Annotated in this window: 25 protein-coding genes; 13 read left to right on the plus strand and 12 right to left on the minus strand. The window is 63.2% G+C overall.

The annotated features are described in order from the left end of the window. Positions 1–3: 3 nt before the first annotated feature. The 3 genes from rsmG to mnmE form a co-directional block, all read right to left on the minus strand. Entirely contained in the window at positions 4–645 is a 642-nt protein-coding gene (rsmG, locus tag P9272_RS06980) for a 16S rRNA (guanine(527)-N(7))-methyltransferase RsmG (RefSeq protein ID WP_278159939.1), read from the minus strand. Next, entirely contained in the window at positions 642–2,516 is a 1,875-nt protein-coding gene (mnmG, locus tag P9272_RS06985) for a tRNA uridine-5-carboxymethylaminomethyl(34) synthesis enzyme MnmG (RefSeq protein WP_278159940.1), read from the minus strand. The genes rsmG and mnmG overlap by 4 nt, the downstream gene beginning before the upstream one ends. Before the next feature lie 262 nt (positions 2,517–2,778). After that, positions 2,779–4,086, minus strand: a complete 1,308-nt coding sequence (gene mnmE / locus P9272_RS06990; protein WP_278159941.1) for a tRNA uridine-5-carboxymethylaminomethyl(34) synthesis GTPase MnmE — start codon at positions 4,084–4,086, stop codon at positions 2,779–2,781. A gap of 119 nt (positions 4,087–4,205) precedes the next feature. Between mnmE and P9272_RS06995 the strand changes: the two genes are divergently transcribed. Then, complete coding sequence (locus P9272_RS06995; RefSeq protein ID WP_278159942.1) at positions 4,206–6,221, plus strand: thioredoxin domain-containing protein; 2,016 nt, start codon at positions 4,206–4,208, stop codon at positions 6,219–6,221. A 164-nt stretch (positions 6,222–6,385) separates the two neighbouring features. On the opposite strand, the gene rho is transcribed toward P9272_RS06995, so the two are convergent. From rho to hemE, 3 genes are all read right to left on the minus strand, one after another. Further along, positions 6,386–7,651: a transcription termination factor Rho gene (gene rho, locus P9272_RS07000; protein WP_128257876.1), complete on the minus strand. Its 1,266-nt coding sequence runs from the start codon at positions 7,649–7,651 to the stop codon at positions 6,386–6,388. Between the two features lie 177 nt (positions 7,652–7,828). Beyond that, positions 7,829–8,365, minus strand: a complete 537-nt coding sequence (gene hemJ / locus P9272_RS07005) for a protoporphyrinogen oxidase HemJ (RefSeq protein WP_278159943.1) — start codon at positions 8,363–8,365, stop codon at positions 7,829–7,831. Further along, complete coding sequence (hemE, locus tag P9272_RS07010) at positions 8,362–9,390, minus strand: uroporphyrinogen decarboxylase (RefSeq protein ID WP_278159944.1); 1,029 nt, start codon at positions 9,388–9,390, stop codon at positions 8,362–8,364. The genes hemJ and hemE overlap by 4 nt, the downstream gene beginning before the upstream one ends. A 400-nt stretch (positions 9,391–9,790) precedes the next feature. Here hemE and P9272_RS07015 point away from each other — a divergent pair, with 400 nt between their 5' ends. The 5 genes from P9272_RS07015 to dnaQ all read left to right on the plus strand — a co-directional run bounded on the left by P9272_RS07015 (position 9,791) and on the right by dnaQ (position 13,573). Further along, positions 9,791–10,612, plus strand: coding sequence for a pyruvate, water dikinase regulatory protein (locus P9272_RS07015; protein WP_278159945.1), 822 nt, complete (start codon positions 9,791–9,793; stop codon positions 10,610–10,612). Positions 10,613–10,763: 151 nt separating this feature from the next. After that, positions 10,764–11,363, plus strand: coding sequence for a Maf-like protein (locus P9272_RS07020; protein ID WP_278159946.1), 600 nt, complete (start codon positions 10,764–10,766; stop codon positions 11,361–11,363). Beyond that, entirely contained in the window at positions 11,356–12,189 is an 834-nt protein-coding gene (locus P9272_RS07025) for a shikimate dehydrogenase (protein WP_278159947.1), read from the plus strand. Before P9272_RS07020 ends, P9272_RS07025 begins: the two co-directional genes overlap by 8 nt. Beyond that, the gene (gene coaE / locus P9272_RS07030; RefSeq protein ID WP_278159948.1) at positions 12,189–12,794 is read left to right on the plus strand and encodes a dephospho-CoA kinase; all 606 of its coding nucleotides are present in this window, start codon (positions 12,189–12,191) and stop codon (positions 12,792–12,794) included. Before P9272_RS07025 ends, coaE begins: the two co-directional genes overlap by 1 nt. 74 nt (positions 12,795–12,868) lie before the next feature. Continuing rightward, positions 12,869–13,573 (plus strand): DNA polymerase III subunit epsilon, encoded by a 705-nt coding sequence (gene dnaQ, locus P9272_RS07035; protein WP_278159949.1) that lies wholly within the window; start codon positions 12,869–12,871, stop codon positions 13,571–13,573. A gap of 304 nt (positions 13,574–13,877) precedes the next feature. On the opposite strand, the gene secB is transcribed toward dnaQ, so the two are convergent. Further along, the gene (gene secB, locus P9272_RS07040) at positions 13,878–14,381 is read right to left on the minus strand and encodes a protein-export chaperone SecB (RefSeq protein WP_128257868.1); all 504 of its coding nucleotides are present in this window, start codon (positions 14,379–14,381) and stop codon (positions 13,878–13,880) included. Positions 14,382–14,500: 119 nt separating this feature from the next. Beyond that, positions 14,501–14,995 carry an FxsA family protein gene (locus P9272_RS07045; protein WP_278159950.1) on the minus strand — a complete coding sequence of 165 codons (495 nt, stop codon included), beginning with the start codon at positions 14,993–14,995 and terminating at the stop codon, positions 14,501–14,503. 203 nt (positions 14,996–15,198) lie between these two features. Here P9272_RS07045 and P9272_RS07050 point away from each other — a divergent pair, with 203 nt between their 5' ends. The 4 genes from P9272_RS07050 (at position 15,199) to P9272_RS07065 (ending at position 18,034) form a co-directional block, all read left to right on the plus strand. Next, positions 15,199–15,906: a Tim44/TimA family putative adaptor protein gene (locus P9272_RS07050; protein WP_278159951.1), complete on the plus strand. Its 708-nt coding sequence runs from the start codon at positions 15,199–15,201 to the stop codon at positions 15,904–15,906. 22 nt (positions 15,907–15,928) lie between these two features. Beyond that, a complete protein-coding gene (locus tag P9272_RS07055; protein ID WP_278159952.1) occupies positions 15,929–17,032 on the plus strand; it encodes a murein transglycosylase A in 1,104 nt (367 codons plus the stop codon). Next, complete coding sequence (locus P9272_RS07060) at positions 17,029–17,553, plus strand: Smr/MutS family protein (RefSeq protein WP_128257864.1); 525 nt, start codon at positions 17,029–17,031, stop codon at positions 17,551–17,553. The genes P9272_RS07055 and P9272_RS07060 overlap by 4 nt, the downstream gene beginning before the upstream one ends. 112 nt (positions 17,554–17,665) lie before the next feature. Next, complete coding sequence (locus P9272_RS07065) at positions 17,666–18,034, plus strand: helix-turn-helix transcriptional regulator (protein WP_128257863.1); 369 nt, start codon at positions 17,666–17,668, stop codon at positions 18,032–18,034. 71 nt (positions 18,035–18,105) lie between these two features. Here the strand turns inward: P9272_RS07065 and P9272_RS07070 are convergent, their stop codons facing one another. The 4 genes from P9272_RS07070 to P9272_RS07085 all read right to left on the minus strand — a co-directional run bounded on the left by P9272_RS07070 (position 18,106) and on the right by P9272_RS07085 (position 21,424). Continuing rightward, complete coding sequence (locus P9272_RS07070) at positions 18,106–18,345, minus strand: hypothetical protein (RefSeq protein WP_128257862.1); 240 nt, start codon at positions 18,343–18,345, stop codon at positions 18,106–18,108. Between the two features lie 304 nt (positions 18,346–18,649). Continuing rightward, positions 18,650–19,267, minus strand: a complete 618-nt coding sequence (locus P9272_RS07075) for a transglutaminase-like cysteine peptidase (RefSeq protein WP_128257861.1) — start codon at positions 19,265–19,267, stop codon at positions 18,650–18,652. 201 nt (positions 19,268–19,468) lie between these two features. Continuing rightward, positions 19,469–20,746 (minus strand): polyhydroxyalkanoate depolymerase, encoded by a 1,278-nt coding sequence (locus P9272_RS07080; protein WP_278160007.1) that lies wholly within the window; start codon positions 20,744–20,746, stop codon positions 19,469–19,471. Positions 20,747–21,061: 315 nt separating this feature from the next. Continuing rightward, positions 21,062–21,424, minus strand: a complete 363-nt coding sequence (locus tag P9272_RS07085; protein ID WP_128257859.1) for a septal ring lytic transglycosylase RlpA family protein — start codon at positions 21,422–21,424, stop codon at positions 21,062–21,064. Positions 21,425–21,732: 308 nt separating this feature from the next. Here P9272_RS07085 and P9272_RS07090 point away from each other — a divergent pair, with 308 nt between their 5' ends. From P9272_RS07090 to P9272_RS07100, 3 genes are all read left to right on the plus strand, one after another. Further along, positions 21,733–21,918: a hypothetical protein gene (locus P9272_RS07090; RefSeq protein ID WP_278159953.1), complete on the plus strand. Its 186-nt coding sequence runs from the start codon at positions 21,733–21,735 to the stop codon at positions 21,916–21,918. Between the two features lie 64 nt (positions 21,919–21,982). Then, complete coding sequence (locus P9272_RS07095) at positions 21,983–22,180, plus strand: hypothetical protein (protein ID WP_278159954.1); 198 nt, start codon at positions 21,983–21,985, stop codon at positions 22,178–22,180. Positions 22,181–22,441: 261 nt separating this feature from the next. Further along, positions 22,442–23,782, plus strand: a complete 1,341-nt coding sequence (locus tag P9272_RS07100) for an FAD/NAD(P)-binding protein (RefSeq protein WP_278159955.1) — start codon at positions 22,442–22,444, stop codon at positions 23,780–23,782. The last annotated feature ends 189 nt before the right edge of the window (positions 23,783–23,971 follow it).

Consider the following 23,971-nt stretch of genomic DNA (forward strand, 5'->3'; position numbering starts at 1 on the left):
AATTCATTGCTGTTTCGCCGGGCGCAAGTCGCTGATTTCGAGGATGACGCCATGGGGGTCGGTCATGCTCGAATGTTCTACCAGATCGAAGCCCCAGCGGTGAGTGCTTTCTTCCACTTCGGCCCGGTAATCCCGTCCTTTATGGAAAAGCGCGCGCCCCCCTTTGGTCAGCCAGGGCGCCGCCAGATCGAGCAGGTCAGGAAGGGCGGCCAGCGCCCGCGCCGTGACAATTTCCGGTGCGGAAACAAGCGGATAGCTGTCGTGGATGCGTTTCGCCAAGACCCGCGCCGGCAAATCGAACTGGCCCACGACCGACTGCAGGAACGACGCCTTCTTGCGGTTGCTTTCGACCAGGTCGATCGACGCGCCGGGACGCTCCTTGAGCAGAAAACCGAGCACCAGTCCCGGAAAACCGCCGCCCGAGCCAAGATCGACCCAGCGTGTCGCGGCGGGCGCGATTCGCGCGAGCTGGGCGCTGTCGAGGATATGGCGCCGCCAGACATCCTCCAGCGTCGACGGCGCCGCCAGATTGATGCTGCGATTCCATTTCAGGAACAGCTGTTCAAAGGCCCGCAGCCGCTCGAATGTTTCACGTGAAACCGGACCCGCTGCTTTCTGCAGGTCCGCCCAGCCATCCGCGCTCACGCCACGGACCTGCGCGCCGCAAGCTCGGCGTTGCGGACATGCGCGACAATGATGGCAAGCGCCGCTGGCGTCATGCCTTCCATCCGTTGCGCGTCGGCGATCGAACGCGGCTGGCGCGTCCTCATCTTCTGCTTCAACTCGTTCGACAGGCCCGGAACATCCGAGAAGTCGATCCCCTCAGGGATGAGCCGCGATTCCTCATGCCTGATCTGCGCCACATCCGCCTGCTGGCGATCGAAGTAAACCGAATATTTCGCTTCCGTTTCAAGCCGCTCGGCGGTCTTGGCGTCAAGCGCGGCAAAGCGCGGTTCGACGCGGGCGAGCCAGGCCATGTCGACGCCCGGATGCGCCAAGAGCCCGTAAGCCGAGCGCCGCACGCCGTCCTTGTTGATCTCCAGCCCGAGCCGCGCCGCCTCGTTCGGCGTCCAGGCCACCGACTTCGCCAAGACGCGGGCGTCGTCGAGCTTCCGAACCATCCCGCCGAAGCGCTGCAGCCGTTCCGACGACGCGATGCCGAGCTTTTCAGCCAGAGGCGTCAGCCGCTCGTCTGCATTGTCAGCGCGCAGCGAAAGCCGGAACTCGGCGCGCGAGGTGAACATCCGATAGGGCTCTGCGATGCCGCGACTGGTGAGGTCATCGACCATCACGCCGATATAGGCTTCGGTCCGACTGAGCACGAATTCGTCACCGCCGGCCGCCTTGCACGCCGCGTTGATGCCGGCAAGCAGACCTTGCGCGCCGGCCTCTTCGTAACCGGTGGTGCCGTTGATTTGCCCGGCGAGGAACAGGCCTTCGATCCGCTTGGTCTCCAGCGTCGTCTTTAGCTCGCGCGGGTCGACATGGTCGTATTCGATCGCATAGCCCGGCTGCAGCATCGTCGCCTTTTCCAGCCCAGGGATGGTCTTGAGGATCTCGAGCTGAACGTCCTCCGGCAGCGAGGTCGAGATGCCGTTCGGATAGACCGTGTCGTCATCAAGGCCTTCCGGCTCCAGGAATATCTGGTGGCCTTCGCGGTCGCCGAACTTGACGATCTTGTCCTCGATCGATGGACAGTAACGCGGACCGACACCCTCGATCGAGCCGGAATACATGGCCGACCGGCCGAGATTTGCTCGGATCAGGTCATGTGTCGCCGGCATGGTCCGCGTGATGCCGCAATGGATCTGCGGGTTGGCGATAGCATCTGTCATCAGCGAGAACGGCACCGGATCCTCGTCCGCGGCCTGGCTCTCCAGCGAGGCCCAGTCGATGGTGCGGCCGTCGAGGCGAGGGGGCGTTCCGGTCTTCAGGCGCCCGAGCTTGAAACCCGCGCGCGACATCGTCGCCGACAGGCCCATGCTAGCCTGCTCATTCATCCGCCCGGCGACGATCTTCCTTTCGCCGATGTGGATCAAGCCGCGGAGGAAGGTGCCGGTCGTCAACACAACCGCGCCGCAAACCAGCCGCCGCCCGCCCGATAATTGAACGGCAGCCATCCGCCCGTCCGTGATTTCAAAATCGAGGACCTCGCCTTCGATCACATTGAGATCGTTCTGCTGCCGAATCGCTTCTTGCATGGCCAAACGATAAAGCTTGCGGTCGGCCTGGGTGCGCGGCCCGCGCACGGCGGGACCCTTGCGGCGGTTGAGCAGGCGGAACTGGATGCCGGCGGCATCGGCGATGCGGCCCATCAGCCCATCCATGGCGTCGATCTCGCGCACGAGGTGTCCCTTGCCGAGACCCCCGATCGCCGGATTGCATGACATGACGCCGATCGTGTCGAAGCGCAGTGTCACCAGCGCGGTCCTGGCGCCAGCGCGCGCGGCGGCGCTTGCCGCCTCGCATCCGGCATGGCCGCCGCCCACCACCACCACGTCATAGTGATCGGTCATTTTCCAAGAATCCGCTTTCAGGGCAATTCCAGGAAAAGTGTAAGCGGTTTTCCGTCCGGAATTGCGAAAAAACAAGGGAGATAGATCGGCTCGCTGGTTCTGTGGTGAAGAGCACTAGAGCTTGCCCGACACATGTCCCCACTGCCCCGCGCTGTCAAGGACGAAGACCAGACTCGTTTCACGTGAAACATCGATGCGGCCCAATTGCATGACGTTTCACGTGAGTCACTGCCGGGCAAAGGTCGGCTGTGTTTCACGTGAATCATTTACCAATGCAGAACTGCGAAAAGATCACGTCGAGCAGATCCTCGACGTCGACGGCACCGACGATGCGGCCGAGGCGCTCGGCCGCCAACCGCAATTCCTCGGCGCGGAGCTCCTCGCTGTGCCCCTTCAACGCCGCCCGCAGGAAATCCATTGCCTCTTGCAGCAGCTCGACGTGGCGCATTCTCGATGGCAGCACATCCCCCACATCGCCAGCCGCAGCGGCGGCGCGGCTCCCGATCTCGTTGAGAAGGTGTTCCAGCCCGGAGCCGTCCTTGGATGAAATCACCATGTCGTAAGCACCAGCACCGGCATGGGGGATATCCGACTTCGTCCCGATCCTCAGCAACGGAGTCCCACTCGAGACACCACCGACAGCCACCGGATCAGCCATATCCTCCAGAAGCAAAACGAGATCCGCCATGTCAGCCTTGGCCCGTGCCCTCTCAATGCCAATCGATTCCACCTTGCCCGCGGCCTCGCGAAGCCCCGCCGTATCGACAAGCCGCACCTTCAGCCCGTTGAGGTCCAAGGCGACTTCGAGCAGATCGCGCGTTGTCCCCGGCTCCTCGGTGACTATAGCCGCCTCGCGCCTAGCCAAAGCGTTGAACAGGCTGGATTTTCCGGCATTCGGCGCACCTAGGATCACCACATCGAAACCGTCTCGAATGATCTCCGCAGCCTTGAACCCTTCAACGTGTCGCTCGATCTCGCCGATCATCGCGGCCACGTCCGACCAGATCGCTTCCGAAACGGAACCCGGGACATCGTCCTCATCTGCGAAGTCGATCTCGGCCTCGATCATGGCTCGGGCGTGGATCAACCGGCGACGCCAGCTCGAATAGAGCTCGCTTTGCACGCCTTCGACATTGCGCAAGGCGAAACGGCGCTGCGCCTCGGTCTCGGCATTAACCAGATCGGCCAGCGCCTCTGTCTCGACGAGATCCAGCCTACCGTTGAGAAAGGCGCGCCGGGTGAATTCTCCGGGTTCTGCATGCCTGATGCCTCCGAAGCCGGTGATCGTCTCCAGCATCTTCGCCGCGACCGCCCGGCTGCCATGGACCTGGAACTCCGCGACGTCCTCGCCGGTAAAGCTGCCGGGACCCGGAAAGAACAGGACAAGCCCTTGGTCGATCTTGGAGCCGTCCGCAGCTCTCAGCGTCCGCAAACTGGTAAACCGATCCTTAACCGGCCCGGCGATCGTTTCGACAACGAATCGAGTCTTAGGGCCGGAAATACGGATGACCGCGATGCCGGCCGGCAGGCGGCCGCTGGAGAGCGCTACGATCGAATCCTTCGAACCCATTGGCGAAACCATTTGCCGGACCTGCCGAACCGCCTAGATAAAAGGCAGAGCATGTCGGCCGCGTCATCTTTCGGCATCACGCTCTAGCCCCTGCCTCAAACCACGCCGAGCCGCCCACCTTGACCTTGCCCCCGCGAAACCTGCTTGCCGAAGAAGCCAGTCCCTATCTGCGGCAGCACAGCGACAATCCCGTCCATTGGCGGGGCTGGTCGCCGGCAGCCCTCGCCGAAGCGAAGGAGCTAGGGCGACCGATCCTGCTCTCCATCGGCTATGCCGCTTGCCACTGGTGCCACGTCATGGCCCATGAAAGCTTTGAGAACGACGCCGTGGCGGACGTCATGAACCGGCTCTATGTGAATATCAAGGTCGATCGCGAGGAACGGCCGGACATCGACCAGATCTATATGGCCGCGCTCCACGCCATGGGCGAGCAGGGCGGCTGGCCGCTGACCATGTTCCTGACGCCCGACGGCAAGCCTTTCTGGGGCGGCACCTATTTTCCGCGCGAGGCGCGTTACGGCAGGCCTGGCTTCATCCAAGTGCTGGAGGCAGTCGACAAGGCCTGGCGCGAAAAACAGCAGAGCCTTGCCGAGAGTGCCGACGGGCTGACGGCCCATGTCGAGCAGCGCCTGGCCGGCGCGCACGGCAAGGCGGTGCTCGACCGCGACACGTTGGCCGATCTCGCCGGCCGCATCGATGGCATGATAGATCGCGATCTCGGCGGCCTGAAGGGCGCGCCGAAATTCCCCAACGCGCCGTTCATGCACACGCTTTGGCTGTCCTGGCTGCGCGACGGCCAGGCGGACCATCGCGACGTCGTGCTGCTGAGTCTCGAAAAAATGCTCGCCGGCGGCATTTACGACCATGTCGGCGGCGGCCTTAGCCGCTATTCGACCGATGCCGAATGGCTGGTGCCGCATTTCGAGAAGATGCTTTACGACAATGCCCAGCTCGTCCGCCTGTGCAATTGGGCCCATGCGGCCACCGGAAACGATTTGTTCCGGAGACGAATCGAAGAGACCATCTCTTGGCTGTTGCGCGAGATGCGGGTCGAAGGCGGCGCCTTCGCCGCCAGCCTGGACGCCGACAGCGACGGCGAGGAGGGGCTTTTCTACACCTGGAACCGCGACGAGATAGAGGCCGCGCTAGGCGACGACGCCCCGGCCTTCTTCCGGTATTTCGAGCTGGCCGCGCCGCATGGTTGGGAGGGTAAGCCGATCATCCGTCAGAGCCAAACGCAACAAAGCGAAGGCATCGCCGACTACGCCAGCCTTGCGCCTTTGAAAGCGACGCTGCTGGCCTTCCGTGAACAGCGGGTCAGGCCGGGGCGCGATGGCAAGGTGCTCACCGACTGGAATGGCCTGATGATCGCTGCACTCGCCGAGGCCGGCCGCTCGCTTGGTCGGCCTGACTGGACCGAGGCCGCAGCGCGGGCCTTCGCCCATATCGTCGAGGCCAGCCAGGACTGCCGTCTGCCGCATTCCATACTAGGCAGGAAGAAGCTTTTCCCGGCGCTGTCCAGCGATTACGCCGCCATGACCAATGCCGCGATCGCGCTGTTCGAGGCAACCGGCGATCCGACCTATTCCGATCGCGCCCGGCATCTGATCGCCGAACTCGACCGCTGGCACCTGGATGCGGAAAAGACCGGCCATTGGCTGACGGCGTCGGACAGCGGCGACGTACCGATCCGCATCCGCGGCGATGTCGATGAAGCAATCCCATCGGCCACTAGCCAGATCGTCGAGGCCCTGGTCCGGTTGTCCTCGCTCACCGGCGATCTCGAACTCTGGGAGAAGGCCTGGGCGACGGCCGAGCATGCGATGGGCCGGGCATCCCAGCAGGCCTACGGCCAGGGCGGCATCGTCAACGCCTGCGCCCTGGCGCTCGAGCCGTTGAAACTCATCATCATAGACAAACCGGATTCCTCAAGCCTCGTTCCGGTTGCGAATCGGAATCCCGACCCGCGTCGGGTCGACATCATCGTGCCGATCGGTTCGGAAGCGAATCGACCGCTCCTTCCGGGCGGCGTGCTACCGCCGACGGACAAACCGGGCGCCTGGTTCTGCAGCGGGCAGGTCTGCCTGCCGGTGGTGACGGATGCCCGTGAGTTGGAGAGGCTGTTGCGGCGATAGTGCCTTGCCTTCTCTCCTTGCGGGAGAAGGTGGTGGATCGGCGCGTCAGCGCTGAGACGGATGAGGGGTGTTCCAGCGGAGTGAGACGCTGGCTTTCCCCGGAGCCCCTCATCCGTGGCCTTCGGCGACACCTTCTCCCACAAGGGGAGAAGGAGCGCTGCCCATCACGTATTCATTGAATCGAAGAAGTCCGCGTTGGTCTTGGTCTGCTTGAGCTTGTCGATGAGGAACTCGATCGCGTCGGTCGTGCCCATCGGGGCCAGGATGCGGCGCAGCACGAAGATCTTCTGCAGGTCCGAGCGCGGCACCAGCAGGTCTTCCTTGCGGGTACCCGACTTGAGGATGTCGATCGCCGGATAGATGCGCTTGTCGGCCACCTTGCGGTCGAGCTGGATTTCGCAGTTGCCGGTGCCCTTGAACTCTTCGAAGATGACTTCGTCCATGCGGCTGCCGGTATCGATCAGCGCCGTGGCGATGATGGTCAGCGAGCCGCCTTCCTCGATGTTGCGGGCGGCGCCGAAGAAACGCTTCGGGCGCTGCAGCGCGTTGGCGTCGACACCGCCGGTCAGCACCTTGCCGGATGACGGCACCACGGTGTTGTAGGCTCGGCCGAGGCGGGTGATCGAATCGAGCAGGATCACGACGTCACGACCATGCTCAACCAGGCGCTTTGCCTTCTCGATCACCATTTCGGCGACCTGCACGTGGCGCACGGCCGGCTCGTCGAAGGTCGAGGAGATGACCTCGCCCTTCACCGAGCGCTGCATGTCGGTCACTTCTTCAGGACGCTCGTCGATCAGAAGAACGATCAGGTAGCATTCCGGATGGTTGGCGGTGATCGAATGCGCGATGTTCTGCAACAGCACCGTCTTACCGGTGCGCGGCTGGGCGTTGATCAGCGCGCGCTGGCCCTTGCCGATCGGTGCGACCAGATCGATCACGCGCGGCGAGATGTCCTTGGTGGGGGGATTGTCCACCTCCATCTTCAGCCGCGAGGTCGGGTAGAGCGGCGTCAGATTGTCAAAGTGGATCTTATGCCGGATCTTTTCCGGATCGTCGAAATTAATGGTGTTGACCTTCAGGAGCGCGAAATAGCGCTCGCCCTCTTTCGGGCTGCGGATCGGCCCCTCGACCGTGTCGCCCGTCTTGAGCGAAAAGCGCCGGATCTGAGACGGCGAGATATAGATGTCGTCGGGGCCTGGCAGGTAGTTCGCGTTGGCCGAGCGCAGGAAGCCGAAACCGTCCTGCAGCACCTCGACCACGCCGTCGCCGATGATCTCGATGTCTTGCGCAGCGAGCTTCTTCAGGATCGCGAACATCAGCTCCTGCTTGCGCATGACGCTGGCGTTCTCCACCTCGAGCGTTTCGGCGTAAGCGATCAGCTCCGGCGGCTTCTTGTTCTTGAACTCTGCGAGTTTCATTTCTTGCATTAGATAGACTCTGGGTAGGCTTTTGGGAGAAAAATCGGCTGAATACGACAAATGCCGGGCGCGGCCGAAAGCGAGTAAAGGGGCGGCGCATGACGGGAAGGAAGACCCGTCTTTTATCGTCGGTCGTCCGAAAGAGCAAGCCGCCTTTTGCTGGGCTTCTTCTGGTTTGGCAGGATCCTAGAACGGCTTCACGACGACCAGGATGACGATGGCGATCATCAGCAATGTGGGGATCTCGTTGACGATCCGCCAGTGCCTGGCCGGCTTTTCGTTCTTGTCTTCGGCAAATTTCCTGACGGCGCCGGCGAGATAGCCATGCAGTCCCGACAGGACGAGCACCAGCGCGATCTTGGCGTGCAGCCAGCCGCCTTGGAAGGCGAAGCCCTTCCAGGCCAGCCAAAGGCCGAACACCCAGGTCACGGTCATCGCCGGATTGATGATTCCCCTGAGCAGCCGGCGCTCCATCACCTTGAAGGTTTCGGACTGCACCGAGCCTTTCTCGACATCGACATGATAGACGAAGAGCCGCGGCAGATAGAGCATGCCCGCCATCCAGGCGATCACCGCGATCACATGGATGGCCTTCGCCCAGAGATAGAAGCCCTCGCCAGCCACCAGGTAGAGAAGGGCAGTCGCCACCACGAGAACGACAATGCCGATCACCATGCGCTTCATTGCCTGGCCGGTACTGTTCTCGTTGCCTGCATTGTTCATCGGTGGCTCCTCACCATTTTCACCATCGCCTCGACATGCGCGACCGGCGTTTCGGGCGTGATGCCATGGCCGAGATTGAAGATCAGCGGTCCGCCGCCCAATGTCTTCAGGATCAACTCGACGCCATCGGCCAGCGCCTTGCCGCCGGCGACCAGCCGCAGCGGATCGAGATTGCCTTGCACGGCTCCATCGCGCTGCAGCTCCTTCGCCATGCACAAAGGCACAGTCCAGTCCAGGCCGAGGCCGGCGATGCCGGTCTTCTTCCTGTAGTCGCGATAGCGTTCGCCGGCGCCCTTCGGAAAACCGATCACCGGCACGTCGGGATGAACCGCCTTCACCTGCCGCACGATCTCGGCCACCGGCTGAACGCAGAAAGCCTCGAAGGACGGTTCGTCCAGCACCCCCGACCAGGAATCGAAGATCTGCACCGCATCGGCGCCGGCTTCGATCTGGCGGATGAGATAGGCGGCCGAATGGTCGGCCAGAATTTTCAGAAGCCGTGCGAAGGCCTCGGGCTCGCGATAGGCGAAAAGCCGCGCAGGGCCTTGGTCGGGCGTGCCGTGGCCCGCGATCATATAGGTCGCCACCGTCCAAGGCGCGCCGCAGAAGCCAAGCAGCGTCGTCTCGTCGGGCAGTTTCGCCCGCAGCCGGCGCACGGTCTCGTAGACCGGTTCGAGATTCACGTGAAACATCTCGCCGTTCAGCGCCGCAATCTCGGCCGGAGATATCGGCTTCAGGATTGGCCCGCGGCCTTCCTCGAAACGGACATTCCTTCCCAAGGCATTGGGCACAACGAGAATGTCGGAGAACAGGATCGAGGCATCGAAGCCGAAGCGCTCGATCGGCTGCAGCGTCACTTCGACGGCCAGATCCGGATCGTAGCAAAGATCGAGGAAGGATCCGGCCCGCTTCCTTGTCTCTCTATACTCCGGAAGATAGCGGCCAGCCTGACGCATCATCCAGAGCGGCGGCGGTGAAACCGTCTCGCCCTTGAGGACGTCCAGCACGATCCGTTTCCCAGCCATCCAGCGCTGCCCTCTCCGGTCCTTTAAATCAAATATCTATTTTAAAAGAGTCTTCTGATTCTAAGAGTCTGTTGGTTGTGATGGTTGCGATCTGTCCAGCCTGCGGCGCGAAAAGGCCAGTCAGCATATTGTCGCGTACAGTCTTTCGCAAATTGGAGGGATCTGGGGACAAGGCCGATTCAAGCTTCCGAGTCAAAAGCTTGGCCGTTGCGCTCCGAGACCCGTGCTGTGGATGAAATCGGCCCAGAAAAGTTGGTCCCCGGTTTTGTCCCCAGCGCAGCGACAAAGCCTACAGCAGGGCGAATTGTGGACAAGCGGCCATCTGATACAGTCGTCTTCTTACCCAAGGCCAGCCCATCCAGCCTTGTCCACAATTGCCCACAGCCTGGACCCATCCCCTGTGAACAAACCTCAGAGCTTCTTCCATCTGCATCTGATTTCCGACGCCACCGGGGAAACGCTGCTGGCCGCCGGCCGCGCGGCATCCGCGCAATACAAGGACGCGCGCGCCATCGAGCATATCTATCCGCTGATCCGGACGGAAAAGCAGATCGCCAAGGTCTTCGAGGATATCGAGGAGGAGCCCGGCATCATTCTCTACACGGTGGTCGACCAGAAGCTTGCGCGCTCGATCGACGAGCGCTGCGCGACCATGGGCCTGCCTTGCGTCTCGGTGCTTGAGCCGGTGCTCGCCGTCTTCCAGTCCTATCTCGGCACGCCCGCTGGCCGCCGCGTCGGCGCCCAGCATGTGCTCGACGCCGAATATTTCCGCCGCATCGACGCGTTGAACTTCACCATGGAGCATGATGACGGCCAGTTGCCGGCCAATATGGAGGATGCCGACATCGTGCTGATCGGCATCTCGCGCACCTCTAAGACGCCGACATCGATCTATCTGGCCAATCGCGGCATCAAGACCGCCAACATCCCGATCGTGCTCGGCGTGCCGCTGCCCGAAAGCCTGATCGCAGCCAAGACGCCTTTGGTCGTCGGCCTGATCGCCACGGCCGAGCGTATTTCGCATGTCCGGCAAAATCGCATTCTCGGCAACAGCGCCGCCTTCGTGCCGACCGACTATGTCGACCGCGCCGCGATCAACGAGGAACTCGCCTATGCGCGCCAGCTCTGCACGAGGCATGGCTGGCCGATGATCGATGTCAGCCGCCGCTCCATAGAAGAAACGGCGGCGGCTATCGTTGCCCTGCGGAGCAAGACGCGCTAACGGAGATTGGCCGAGACGACCATTGCGACGTTGAGGAGGCTCCGGCTAATCTCCAAGGTTTGTGATGACCCACCGGACCAGCGCTGGAGTCTCGGTCGCCGGCAGAACGCCCAACCGGTCGGACCAACCAAGGGAACTAGTTGGCGAAAGCATGCCCGAAAAGATCATCCTCGCCTCCGGCAGCCCGTTCCGAAAAACCATGCTCGTCAATGCCGGTCTGGATATCGAGGCGGTGCCGGCCGATGTCGATGAGCGCGCCCTCGAAGCTCCCCTGAAGGACAGCGACGTCTCGCCGGAAGACGTCGCCTCGATCCTCGCGGAGGCCAAGGCGACCGAGGTCAGCGAGCGGAGGCCCGGCTTCCTGGTGCTCGGCTGCGACCAGACCCTGTCGCTCGGCGATGAGGTGTTTCATAAGCCGGCCGACATGGAAGGCGCGCGGATGCACCTCCTGGCTTTGTCAGGCAAGACGCATCAATTGAACAGCGCCGCCGTGCTCTGCCGCGACGGCAAGGTGCTGTGGCGCCATGTCGGCGTTGCCAGCCTCACCATGCGCAAGCTCGATCCCGCCTTCATCGGCAGGCACCTGGCGCGCGTCGGCGCCAAGGCGCTCGCCAGCGTCGGCGCCTATCAGGTCGAGGGCGAGGGCATCCAGCTGTTCGAGAGAATCGGGGGCGACTATTTCACCATCGTCGGCCTGCCGTTGCTGCCGGTCCTGAAGGAGCTGCGCGCGCTGGGAGCGATCGATGGCTGACAAACGAGCCTTCGTCACCGGACATCCGATCGCCCATTCCCGCTCGCCGAAGATCCACGGCTATTGGCTCCGCCAATACGGCATCGACGGCAGCTACCAGGCGATCGATGTCGCCCCGGCGGATTTCGCTGCTTTCCTGAGTTCTCTCGGCGAGCACGGCTACCACGGCGGCAACGTCACCATCCCGCACAAGGAAGCCGCTTTCGCCGGCGTCGCCCGCCGGGACCACGCGGCCGAGGAGATCGGCGCGGTCAACACGCTATGGTTCGAGGATGGCGTTCTTTGGGGCGGCAACACGGACGGCTACGGTTTTGCCGCCAACCTCGACGAGCATGCGGCGGGCTGGGCGGCCAATGGGCCGGCCGTGGTTCTGGGCGCCGGCGGTGCCTCCCGCGCGGTCATCCACGCGCTGAAGGAGCGTGGCATCAGGGATATCCGCATCGTCAATCGGACGCTGGCAAGAGCCGAGGAACTCAGCCGCCATTTTGACCCCGGCGTCTCGGCGCATGGTGCGGCCGCAGTCGGCGAGCTGCTTGCCGATGCCGGCCTGCTCGTCAACACCACGGCGCTCGGCATGCACGGCGACGCCACGCTCTCGGCTGATCCAGCCCGCCTGCCGGACCATGCCATCGTCACCGACATCGTCTATGTGCCGTTGGAGACGCCTTTGCTTGCCGCCGCCAGGGCGCGGGGGCTGAAGACGGTCGACGGGCTCGGCATGCTGCTGCACCAGGCAGTGCCCGGCTTCGAACGCTGGTTCGGCAGGAAGCCTGAAGTCACGCCCGAATTGCGGCGCATGATTGTTGCCGACATCGAGGTCCATTGATGATCGTGCTCGGCCTCACCGGATCGATCGGCATGGGCAAGTCGGCGACGGCGAAGATGTTCGCCGAGGCGGGCGTGCCGGTCCATGATTCGGATGAGACCGTCCATCGCCTCTATGCCGGCAAGGCGGCACCCCTGGTCGAAGCGGCCTTCCCAGGCACGACGCAGGCGGGCGTGGTCGATCGCGTGAAGCTTGGCCAGCAAGTGCTCGGCGATCCCGCCGCGCTGAAGAAGCTGGAAACGATCGTGCATCCGCTGGTGCGGGCCGACGCAGATGCGTTTCTGGCGAAGCATCGCGCCGCCGGTGCGCCGATTGCCGTGCTCGACATCCCGCTTCTGTTCGAGACCGGCGGCCGCGACCGCGTCGACAAGGTGGTGGTCGTCACCGCATCGCCTGAGATCCAGCGCGCGCGCGTGCTCGCCAGGCCGGGCATGAGCGAGGAGAAGTTTTTATCGATCCTCGCCAAGCAGGTGTCCGACGCCGAAAAGCGCCGCCAAGCCGATTTCGTCATCGATACCGGGCACGGCTTCGAGGCCGCTCGGAAGGCGGTTGAGGCCGTAATCGGCGAATTGACGGGGGATAAGCCCGGCCGTGATGGTTCCTGACGTCCGCTGGCAGCAGTCCCCATTGCCATTTTGTTCTGGTTTGTGATTCTGCTCTTGGGAGCGGATTGATTCGCATGCGTGAGATCATCTTCGATACGGAAACCACTGGCCTCGATTTGCGCGAAGACCGCATCATCGAGCTGGGCGGCGTCGAGCTGGTCAACCGTTTCCCGACCGGCCGCACCTTCCATAAATTCATCAATCCGCAGGGCCGCGCCATCCATGCCGAGGCCCAGGCCGTGCACGGCATCAGCGCCGCCGATCTTGCTGGTAAGCCAATATTCGCCGAAATCGTCGATGAGTGGCTGGCCTTCACCGATGGCGCCAAGCTGATCGCGCACAACGCTACCTTCGACCTCGGTTTCCTCAACCTCGAATACAGCCGGCTCGACCATCCGGCCATCGATCCCGGCCGCATCATCGACACCCTCGCCCTGGCGCGCCGCAAGCATCCGATGGGCCCGAACTCGCTCGACGCGCTCTGCCGGCGCTATGGCATCGACAACGCGCGCCGCACCAAACACGGCGCGCTGCTCGACTCCGAACTGCTGGCCGAGGTCTATATCGAGCTCATCGGCGGCAAGCAGGCGGCGCTGGTGCTGGACACAGTGGCGGTGCGGATGAACGGCGCCGGCGAAGTGGCCGATATCGACATCTCGATCGGCGCCCGGCCCATCGCCCTGCCGCCGCGGCTGAGTGAAGCAGACCGGACAGCGCATGCCGGGCTGGTTTCGACGCTCGGCGAAAAGGCGCTGTGGCTCAAGGTGGCGGTGGGCTGAGCAGGCGCTCCTGGCGCCGATCTGCGCAGTTGGCCGAACCCCCCCATGGCGGCGTCATACTCAGGCCTGATCCGAGTATCCATGCCGTGACCTGTGCCACAGAGTGCAACGATGCAGAATTCTGCAACGCCGCAATGCTTTAGGGTAACGGCATGGATTCCAGGGTCTGCGCGCGTCGCTCCGCTCCTTGCTCCGCCCTGGAGTGACGACCCGAGCTTTTTGCCGAGGCAAATCGCAAGGTTGATCCTGACCAACAAAAAAGCCCGGCACGAAGCCGGGCTCTCCATCGCGAAAGCGAATTTTCTCAGCTCACCTGAACCTTGCTGGCTGCGGCCTGGTCCTCGGCGATGCGCTGCTGGAACATCTGCGCGAAATCGATCGGGTCGAGCATCAGCGGCGGGAAGCCGCCATTGCGGGTGGCGTCGGAGATGATCTGGCGGGCGAAGGGGAACAGGAGCCGCGGGCATTCGATGAACAGGATCGGCAGCATGTGCTCCTGCGGGAAGCCCGAGATTGCGAAGACGCCGCCATAGACCAGCTCAACATTGAACAGCACTTCCTGGTCGAAGGAAGCCTTGGCGTTCAAGGTCAGGTTGACGTCGAACTGCTTGTCCGAAAGCGGATTGGCGTTGACGTTGACATTGATGGCGATGCCAGGAGCCTTGTCGCGGCCGCGCAGCGAATTCGGCGCGCCGGGGCTTTCGAAGGACAGGTCCTTCACATACTGGGCAAGCACATTCAGCGAGGGCTGGTTCTGGGTGCCGTTGCCGTTGGCGGCGCCGGTCGCCGCGTCATCGTTGCTGGCCATGAGCCTTTAAGTCCTTCTGCCTGGGCAGCATTGCTGACCGGATTGAAATCGCGGGTTCGCTACCATGGCCTGCCGGACAAAACAAGTTTTGCCGCCTCTACCGGCTGACGGGTCCGGGACTAGTCGTTTTTCAGCCGCCGCCAGGGCGAATTGTGATCCGGCCGGTTCGGATAATCGTCGCGCGAATAGTCGCTGCCATCGAGATCGATGACGGTGTCGCGCCGTCGCGCCGAAAAGCCGCTCGAGAAGCTGGTCGCCATGACGATGCGGCTCTTGAGCAGGCGCCAGGCCAAGTCGCGCACCGGCGGCAGCAGGAGGAGAATGGCGAAGATATCGGTGATGAAGCCCGGGATGATCAAAAGGATCGCCGCCAGAACGATCATCGCGCCATGGGCGAGCTGGCGGCTGGGATCATGGCCGGCATCCATCTCCGCCCGGACCCGCGTCATGACGCCGAAACCCTGATGCCTGAGCAGCAGGCTGCCGGCGACGCTGGACAGGATGACCAGCCCGACCGTCGCCAAAGCGCCGATCTCGCGGCCGACGACCACAAAGCCGGCGATCTCCAGCAGCGGCAGCAGGAGCAGGAACAGCGGGATGAAGGAAATGCGCAAAGTCTCGACCGATCGCTTTCTTCTTTAGGGAGCTAACGGACAATCGCCGCTGGCCTTGGCGCCCTTAGATAGGTATGGCTGCCTTTGATTTGAATGATTGCGCCTGCCGTTCTATATGCTTTGGGTGTTGAACGCTATGCGACCGCGGTCCCCGACGGGGTTATGCCGGTCCGGCAAGAACAGGGTTCGAGTTGGCGGAAAATATGGGTTTCTTCGACTTCGGCACGATTTTCTTTTTGATTGCGGCGGTTGTAATCTTTTTCCAGCTGCGCAACGTGCTCGGACGTCGCACCGGCAACGAGCGCCCGCCCTTCGATCCCTATTCGGCGAGCCGCACGCGTGAGGCCGACGCGGCGCAGAAGCCCGAAAATGTCGTATCGCTGCCGCGCAAGCGCGCGCCGGGCGAGAGCTCGGCCGAGACCTATGCAGCGATCGACGCCTTCGCCAAACCCGATACCGATCTCAACAAGGGCCTGCGCGCGATCAAGGACAATGATGCGTCCTTCGATCCAAAAACCTTCGTCGACGGCGCCAAGATGGCCTATGAGATGATCGTCATGGCCTATGCCGACGGCGACCGTAAGACGCTGAAGAACCTCCTGTCGCGCGAAGTCTATGAGGGCTTCGTCGCCGCCATCGGCGAGCGCGAGGCGAAATCGGAAAAGATCCAGTCCTCCTTCGTCGGCATCGACAAGGCCGACATCGTCTCCGCCGAGATGAAAGGCTCGGAAGCGCATATCACGCTACGCGTCGTCTCCGAGCTGATCTCGGCGACCCGCGACAAGGCCGGCGCTGTCATCGACGGCGACCCGGAGACGGTGGCCGAGGTCAAGGATGTCTGGACCTTCGCCCGCGACACCCGCTCCCGCGACCCGAACTGGAAGCTCGTCGCCACCGAAGAAGAAGATTGAGATAAAGCGGCGGAGCTCGGTCGTGCCGCTCTCTTCCACATTCAGCGAGAAGTCTTTCAGCGACTTGCCTGGCTGGAGCGAGGACGACCATCTCGCCGCCTTCGCGGCCTTTCGCCGCTCGGCCTTTCATGCGCCCGTAAAGCCCTATCGCACCGGATCGCTCGGCGTCGATTTCAACGCCTTTGCCGACGCCTATGCCGAGGCGCGCGCTGTTTCGGACCCGAATCCGTCGCAAGCGCGATCCATTTTCGAACGGCATTTCATGCCGATGCTGGTGAAGGCCGACAATGGCGTGGGTCTCGTCACAGGTTTCTACGAGCCGGAGGTCGAGGCCTCGCCGGTCAGGACCGAGCGGTTCGTAGTGCCACTGCTGTCCCGCCCCGCCGACCTTATCGACATCGATGACGGCAACCGGCCGGCTGGCATGGATGCCTATCTGGCCTTCGGCCGCCAGACGAATGACGATCCTGTCGAATATTTCGATCGCGGCGCGATCGAGCGCGGCGCCCTCACCGGCCAAAATCTCGAAATTGCCTGGCTTGCCGAAAAGGTCGATGCCTTCTTCATCCATGTGCAGGGCGCGGCTAGGCTGAAGATGACCGACGGCAGGCTCGCCCGCGTCACCTATGCCGCGAAATCGGGCCAGCGCTTCACCGGTCCCGGCAGGATTCTGAGCGAGCTCGGCGAGATACCGCTGGAAAAGGTGACGATGCAGTCGATCCGCGCCTGGTTCAAGTCGCATCCGGAGCGGGTCGACGAGATCCTTTGGCAGAACCGCTCCTACATCTTCTTTCGCGAAGCTGCGGTCGACGACGCGGCGCTTGGGCCCATCGCCGCCGCCAAGGTGCCGCTGACGCCCGGGCGCTCGGTCGCAGTCGACCGGCTGCTGCACACTTTCGGCACGCCCTTCTATATCGACGCGCCGGCGCTCACCGCCTTCGACCAAAAACCGTTCCGGCGGCTGATGATCGCGCAGGACACCGGCTCGGCCATCACCGGTCCCGCGCGCGGCGACCTCTTCGCCGGCTCGGGCGATGCCGCGGGTGAGATCGCCGGCGTGGTCCGCAATGCCGCCGACTTCTACGCGCTGGTGCCCCGCGCGTTGTTCGACGGAGCGCGCCGGTGAGCCGCCGCGACGATCATCTCAGCGACGACGACCGCATCCTGTGGAATCTGGTGGCGCGTTCGGCCCGGCCCTTGAAAGGCAAGACCGCGGTCGAGATTCCGGACGTCATCGAGCCCAAGCCGGCGCCGGCCGCCGCTCCGGCCAACGGTGTCCCGGCCGTCGCCGCGAAGCCGAAGACGCCGCATGTCTCACATGCGCTTGACGACCAGACATTGCAAAAACTGAAGAAAGGCCGGCTGCCGATCGAAGGCCGCGTCGACCTGCACGGCATGACGCAGGACGAGGCCTATTCGCTGCTGCTCACCTTCCTGCATCGGGCGCATGCCGGCGGCATCCGCTACGTTTTGATCATCACCGGCAAGGGTTCGTCGTCGGGCGGCGACGGCATCCTGCGCCGCGCCGTGCCGGCCTGGCTCTCGACGCCGGCCTTCCGCCACCTTGTCTCCAGCCACGATCACGCCGCCCGCAACCATGGAGGTTCGGGCGCGCTCTATGTGCGGCTGCGGCGAACGCGGCCATGAGGATGCCTAGAGCAATTCCAGGAAAGGTGTGTAGCGGTTTTCCGTCCGGAATTGCGCCAAAACAAAGAGACGGGGCGGTTCGCCGCTTCCGTGAAGCGGTGAGCCGTTCAAGATGACCCCGTTCGGCGAGAAGCTTAGGGCGCTGCGCGCCGAGCGCGGCGTCAGCCAGAAGGCGATGGCCGAGGCCATCGGCGTCAGCGCCGCCTATCTGTCGGCGCTCGAGCACGGCCGCCGCGGCGCGCCGACCTGGACGCTGATCCAGAAGATCATCGGCTATTTCAACATCATCTGGGACGATGCCGAGGACCTCGCCCGCCTTGCCGAAAGCTCGCATCCCAGGGTCAGGATCGACACGTCCGGCCTGTCGCCGGCGGCCACCGAACTGGCCAACCTGCTGGCCGAAAGCATCGAGAGACTGGATGAGGCGGAATTGCGCCGCCTCAGCGCATCGATACGCAGGGCGCTTGGTCGGCCTTTATGATCCCGGCGTCTGGCGCCAGCGGATGGCGATGGTCCGCTCGCGCTGGTTCGTCTCCATCTGAACTCTTGAGATCAGGGCTTGCCGGCGCCGTTGGTGCTGCCCCGGCCGCCTTGGCCTTGATGGCCCTGATGGTCGCGGCCATTGCCACCGCCCAAGCAGTTCGCGGAACCGACGCTGCAGCAGCGGCCGCTCCACAGGTCATTGAGGTTTGTCGCCGCGCAGCTTTTGTAGGTCTGGTCCGCCAGAGCCGATCCAGTCAGGGCCGACACAGCGACCGCGGCAAGTAGGGTGTTGCGCAGGAAAGAAGTCATTTGGTTTCTCCATGGTTGGGTTTGCCATTCACGGCTGTCTGTCGCCGGCTGAACGGCAATGGTTCATGGAGTTGTGCGATTTTTCCGGAGGCCCGTTGCTCTCGTCGTCCACGGGCGGAGCGACGCGAAGCGGAGCGCAGACCCGAGGACCCATTCCGTGACCTCGCGCGAAGGGTAGAAGCGGGTCGTTCTCCACCGCGGTAACGTCTCAAGAGAAGGGAATTGATTCCAGGGTCTGCGCTGCGTCGCTGCGTTCCTTGCTCCGCCCTGGAATGACGAAACCGAGGGTTGGCGCGCCCGAAGCCTACTGCACCGAGCCGACTAGCACCGCCTGGCCGTCGCGGATCGAGACCCAGCGTCCGGTGTTGTCGATCGCCTGGCGCTTGAGGAAGCGGTAGCCGGTCGCGTCCCAGGCTTTGACCTTGTCGGTCAGATTGTCGAGCACATAGTCGCCCTTGTCGGTGCGCACCGTCAGCACGGCATGGCCTTCGCCGTCCGGCTTGCGCACAACGGTGATGAGGAGGTCGGCCAGCGACATGCCCAGGCGATAGAGCTGGCGCCGCTTCTCCAGCACATAGTCCTCGCAATCGCCATAGCCGTCGTCCGGATAGGCCCAGACTTCGTCCTTGCCATAGTGATCGAGATCGCTCATCGGCTTGACGGCGGCATTGACCTTGGCGGTCACGCTGACCAGCCGACGCCACAGGCTATCGGTCATATTGGCCGGTTCGAGATCGACCGGATGGATGTTGCATTCGTTCGGTTGCGACTTGCAGAAATCATAGTGCCCGATCGGCTGCGAGGTCAGGCCGCCAGTGGCCATTGCGCCCGCCGCCCAGGCGGGCACCGCCCAGTGGGCCGAAATCGCCAGCCCTGCGACTGAACACAAACGCAGAATCCGCGTTATCGCTGAGGAAGTCATTGCCCCCGCCGCCTTGTTCTTTATTAACGAAACGTTAAAGGCGATTTACAGTCCGTGTCAATTGGAGACCACGGCCAGTTTGACGGCATGGTTACCTGGACGATCTCGTAGCGGCACTTTCGCAACAGAGGCACTGCCGCAACACCAGCGGCCGCCGTCTGGCGGCGGAACGGAACTCCGCGCTGGCGCGGTCTGCGGCGTTCACCTTTTCGCGGAACGGACCAGTTTCGGTTTCGTCGCCACACGCTGCTGGCGGCCATAGCTGGAAATGAAGTCGGCAATGCGCGGCACGATTTCGGAGCGGAAGCGAGAGCCGTTGAAGACGCCGTAATGGCCGACGGCCGGCTGCGTGTAATGGACATGCTTGTCGGCGGGAATGTTGACGCACAGATCGTGCGCGGCCTGCGTCTGGCCGAGCCCGGAAATGTCGTCATTCTCGCCCTCGATGGTGAGCAGCGCGACGTTGCGGATCGCTGTGCAGTCGATCGTCTCGCCGCGATGCGTCATCTCGCCTTTCGGCAAAGCGTGGCGCACGAACACGGTGTCGACTGTCTGGAGGTAGAATTCCGCCGTCAGATCCATCACCGCCAGGTATTCGTCATAGAAGTCGCGGTGCTTTTCGGCGCTGTCGCCGTCATGCTTCACAAGGTGCATGAAAAAGTCCTTGTGGGCGATGATGTGGCGGTCGAGATTCATGCTCATGAAGCCGGAAAGCTGCAGGAAGCCCGGATAGACGACGCGGCCGAAGCCCGGCACCGGCCAGGGCGCCTGCATGATGACATTGTCGCGGAACCAGTCGATGCCCTTTTCCTTGGCCAGAAGATTGACCGCGGTGGGATTGCGGCGCGTGTCGACCGGCCCGCCCATCAGCGTCATGGTGGAGGGCACGAAGGGATCGCCGCGCCTGTCCATGAGCGCCACCGCCGCCAGCACCGGCACGGAAGGCTGGCAGACCGCCATCACATGGGTGTCGGGGCCGAGTGCGTGGAACATCTCAATGACGTAGTCGATATAGTCGTCGAGATCGAAGCTGCCTTGCGCCACTGGCACCATGCGCGCGTCGACCCAGTCGGTGATGTGCACGTCGGCGTGAGGAAGCATCGCCTCGACCGTGCCGCGCAGCAGCGTCGCGTAGTGGCCCGACATCGGCGCCACGATCAAAAGCTTCGGGTCAGGCTTGCGCCCCGTGGGCAGCGCGCGCTCGAAGCGCACCAGATTGCAGAACGGCTTCGACCAGACCGTCTTTTCGGTGACGTCGACGCTCTTCCAGTCGATCACGGTCTTGTCCAGGCCGAATTGCGGCTTGCCGTAGCGGCGGGTGGTGCGCTCGAAGAGTTCGGCAGTTGCCGCGACCGAGCGGCCGAAGGGGGTGTGGGATATCGGGTTGAGCGGGTTGGAGTAGAAGAGCCGCACCGCATCGGCGTACAAGCGCGCGGGCTGCAGCGCGGCATGGTTCATTTCGTAGAGCTGGTAGAACATCGAGAGAACCCCGCTGCCGTCCGACGACCGAAGGACGACGAACAGCGCCGAGCCTTGAATGTCTCCCGGCGAGGTTAACAAGATATTGTTGCGATGCAATACGTCATTTTGTCTGACGAATGCTTCTTTGGTTCAACCTTTTGAAAATCGGCCTTAAGCGGGCGAGCCGGCTCACTGTGCGGTGCCGAAATGTGAAGGATATGTGTATGTGTCCGGCCCCTCTTGCTGGACACTCGACCACGATCCCGAAAAGTGGATTCCGGTTTTTGTTTCGCTGACCTGCGGTTCGGAAGAGATCATGGTCCAGGGAGACCCTCAGACGCGCGCCATGCAGACGGCGGTGTGGCCCGAACCGATGAAACCGAGCTGGCTGGCGGCGCCGCGGGATAGATCGAGCATGCGTCCCTTCACGAATGGGCCGCGGTCATTGATGCGCACGACGACGCTGCGGCCATTGTCTTTGTTGGTGACCCGGAGCTTGGTGCCGAAGGGCAGGGAGCGATGGGCGGCAGTCAACGCCGAGGGGTTCATGCGTTCTCCTGAGGCGGTTCTGGAATGCAGCGCATACCAGGAGGCGCGGCCGCATTGCGCGGCGGCGGAGGAGGCGGACGAAGCGCCAGCCATCAGGCCAGCCGCTATCGTTACCGCGACAAGCGCGGTCTGGTTGGTTTTCTTCATGCTTTGGGGGCGGCTCCGTTGATCGAATAGCCCCGCCTAAGTGGCGAATGAGGCGGGAAATGCGGCAGGCTTCTGGCGGTTCCATGGCGAAGGCACACGTTTGGAGTCGCCGCGAAACAGTTTGTCATGCTATTTCTGGACCCGGATAGGCGTATTCTTGATGAATATCCAACCGGCCTCCTGGACGTTCCGGGCAAGATCGGTCCTCAAGATTTGCAGTATAGGGGAACCGAACTATTTCGATTCCTCAGCGTCTTTTGTTGAGTCCCCGTCGCCGTTCAGGATCGACTTTGGAGAGGGTCCAGCCGATGCGATTGATCAGGTTTGTGCTGGCTCTGATTGTGCTGGCCGTCGGTGCGCTGTGGTCGCTGCAGGGCCTCGGCCTCGTCAAGGGCAGCTTCATGACCGGCCAGACTCAATGGCTCTATATCGGCCTCGTCACCATGCTGGCCGGTATTGTCGGGCTGCGCTGGGCGAGGCAGTCGCGCGTCTGATCCTGCGACATGATTTTGTAACTTGAGATCGCGGCCGGCGCTGCGCTCAAGCCCGGTTGAACAGATGCTTCCGGGTGGCGGCCTCGACATGGGCAAGTTCCGCCGAACCGTGCCGGCGGGCCTGGTCACCGGCACGTCGAGGTTGAGGGCAATCCTGCCGGCGCCGATCACCACGGCGCGGTCGGCAAGCCCGATCTCGGCATTCTTCACCATGCTCGCCCAGGGCAGCAGCCGCGGCTCGCGGCGCTCCGCCCTTGAATGATGAAGGAGACGAGGCGCCGGTCTCGGACCGAACGAAAATTCTCCAATCAGCCCACTCAGGCAAATCCATGCCTCACAGGGCAGCCGAATTGAAAAGCCGGTTCCGGGCCTGGCCCGCTTAGTATAGTAATCTTATCAACATTGGGAGTGAGAGAACGATGCGCGACCTTGAAAAGACCGTTCCGGCGATCGTTGGTGGGTTGCGGCCGAGACCGCCCGCGGCGGCGGCCGCGCGCTGATCGCTCCGTTTCGGCTCGCGGTCATGGTTGGACGCGCCAATTCCATCATCATTGTCGGCGGCGGCGCCAGCGGCGTGGTGCTGGCCGCGCATCTGCTCAAATCGCCCAATCCGGACCTGCGCGTCACGCTGATCGAGAAGCGGCCGCATTTCGGCCAGGGCATGGCCTATTCGACATTGCTTTCGGCACATGTGCTCAACGTCAACGCCTCTGGCATGAGCGCCTATGCCGACGATCCCACCCATTTCGCGCGCTGGGTGCTGGAGCGCGGATTGGCCAAGCCGGACCAGGGACCATTTTATGCGCCGCGCGGCCTCTATGCCCGCTATTTGCAGGATGTGCTCGATGGCCTGGAGGAACGGGAGCGCGAGACCGGCCGCCTCCGGCTGATCCGCGAGGAAAGCCTGTCCATCTCCCCAACCCCATCGGGCGTCGACGTGGCCTTGGCCAACGGCACCAGCGTGGTGGCGCATCTGGCTGTTTTGGCCACCGGCCATGACGAGCAACCGGGCGCCTTCCAGGGTCATCCCATCCGCATGGGCACGGAGGCCGACACCGCGCTCGAGCCGCAAGCTGGTGTCCTGCTGCTCGGTACAGGCTTGAGCATGGTCGACGCCTTCCTGTCGCTGGAACAGCGCGGCCATCGCGGCCCGATCGTCGCGGTCTCGCGGCGCGGGCTGCTGCCCTCGCCGCACCGCAAGGGCAACCCGATCAAGCTCGATATCGCCGATATCCCGCTCGGCACCGAGCTTTCCTATTTCGTTGGCTGGTTCCGCAACCTGATTCGCGAGACCCAGAAGGTCGGCGGCGACTGGCGCGACGTCGTCGATGGCCTGCGGCCCTTCAACCAGACGATCTGGCAGAACTGGCCCTCCTCGGCAAAACGCCGCTTCGTCGAGCACACCAAGGCCTGGTGGGACATCCACCGCCACCGCATGGCGCCAGAGGTGTACGCGCGGGTCATCGAAGCGGTCAGGTCAGGCCGCATCCGCCTCGTCGCCGGCAGGGTTGTGAATGTCGAGGCGAATGGCGGCTTCACCGTGAGAATCCAGCCGCGCGGCAAGCAGGATATCGAGGCCCTGCAAGTCGCCCGCCTCTATGATTGCATGGGCATCGCCCGCGACATCTCGAGGACCTCGAACGCCCTCGTGCGCGCGCTGATCGAGCGCGGCGTGGCGCGGCCCGATCCGCTGCGCCTCGGCCTCGACGTCACCGCGAAATGCGAGCTGATCGCGGCCGACGGCACGGTGTCGTCGAAGCTTCTGGCCGTCGGGCCGCTGACGCGCGGCACCTTCTTCGAGATCGACGCCATTCCGGATATCCGCGTGCAATGCGCGAAGCTCAGCAAGCAGCTGCTGGGGTAGCCACACCTATCGACGCTGGCGGGACAGCTTGGCGCTGGCTTCAATAATGAGGGGTAGCGCAGTGCCTCTTCGTGAAATTCCATTCCTCCACTCGCCGCTGGATTGGCACGATCTATCTTCTTTCCGGATGAAAAGGGCTGGAAAAGACAGGGCGCGCGATCCGCGAAACCGGAATAGATTCCCGCGGCC

This window comes from Mesorhizobium sp. WSM4976, from assembly GCF_029625685.1.
GTDB lineage: Bacteria > Pseudomonadota > Alphaproteobacteria > Rhizobiales > Rhizobiaceae > Mesorhizobium.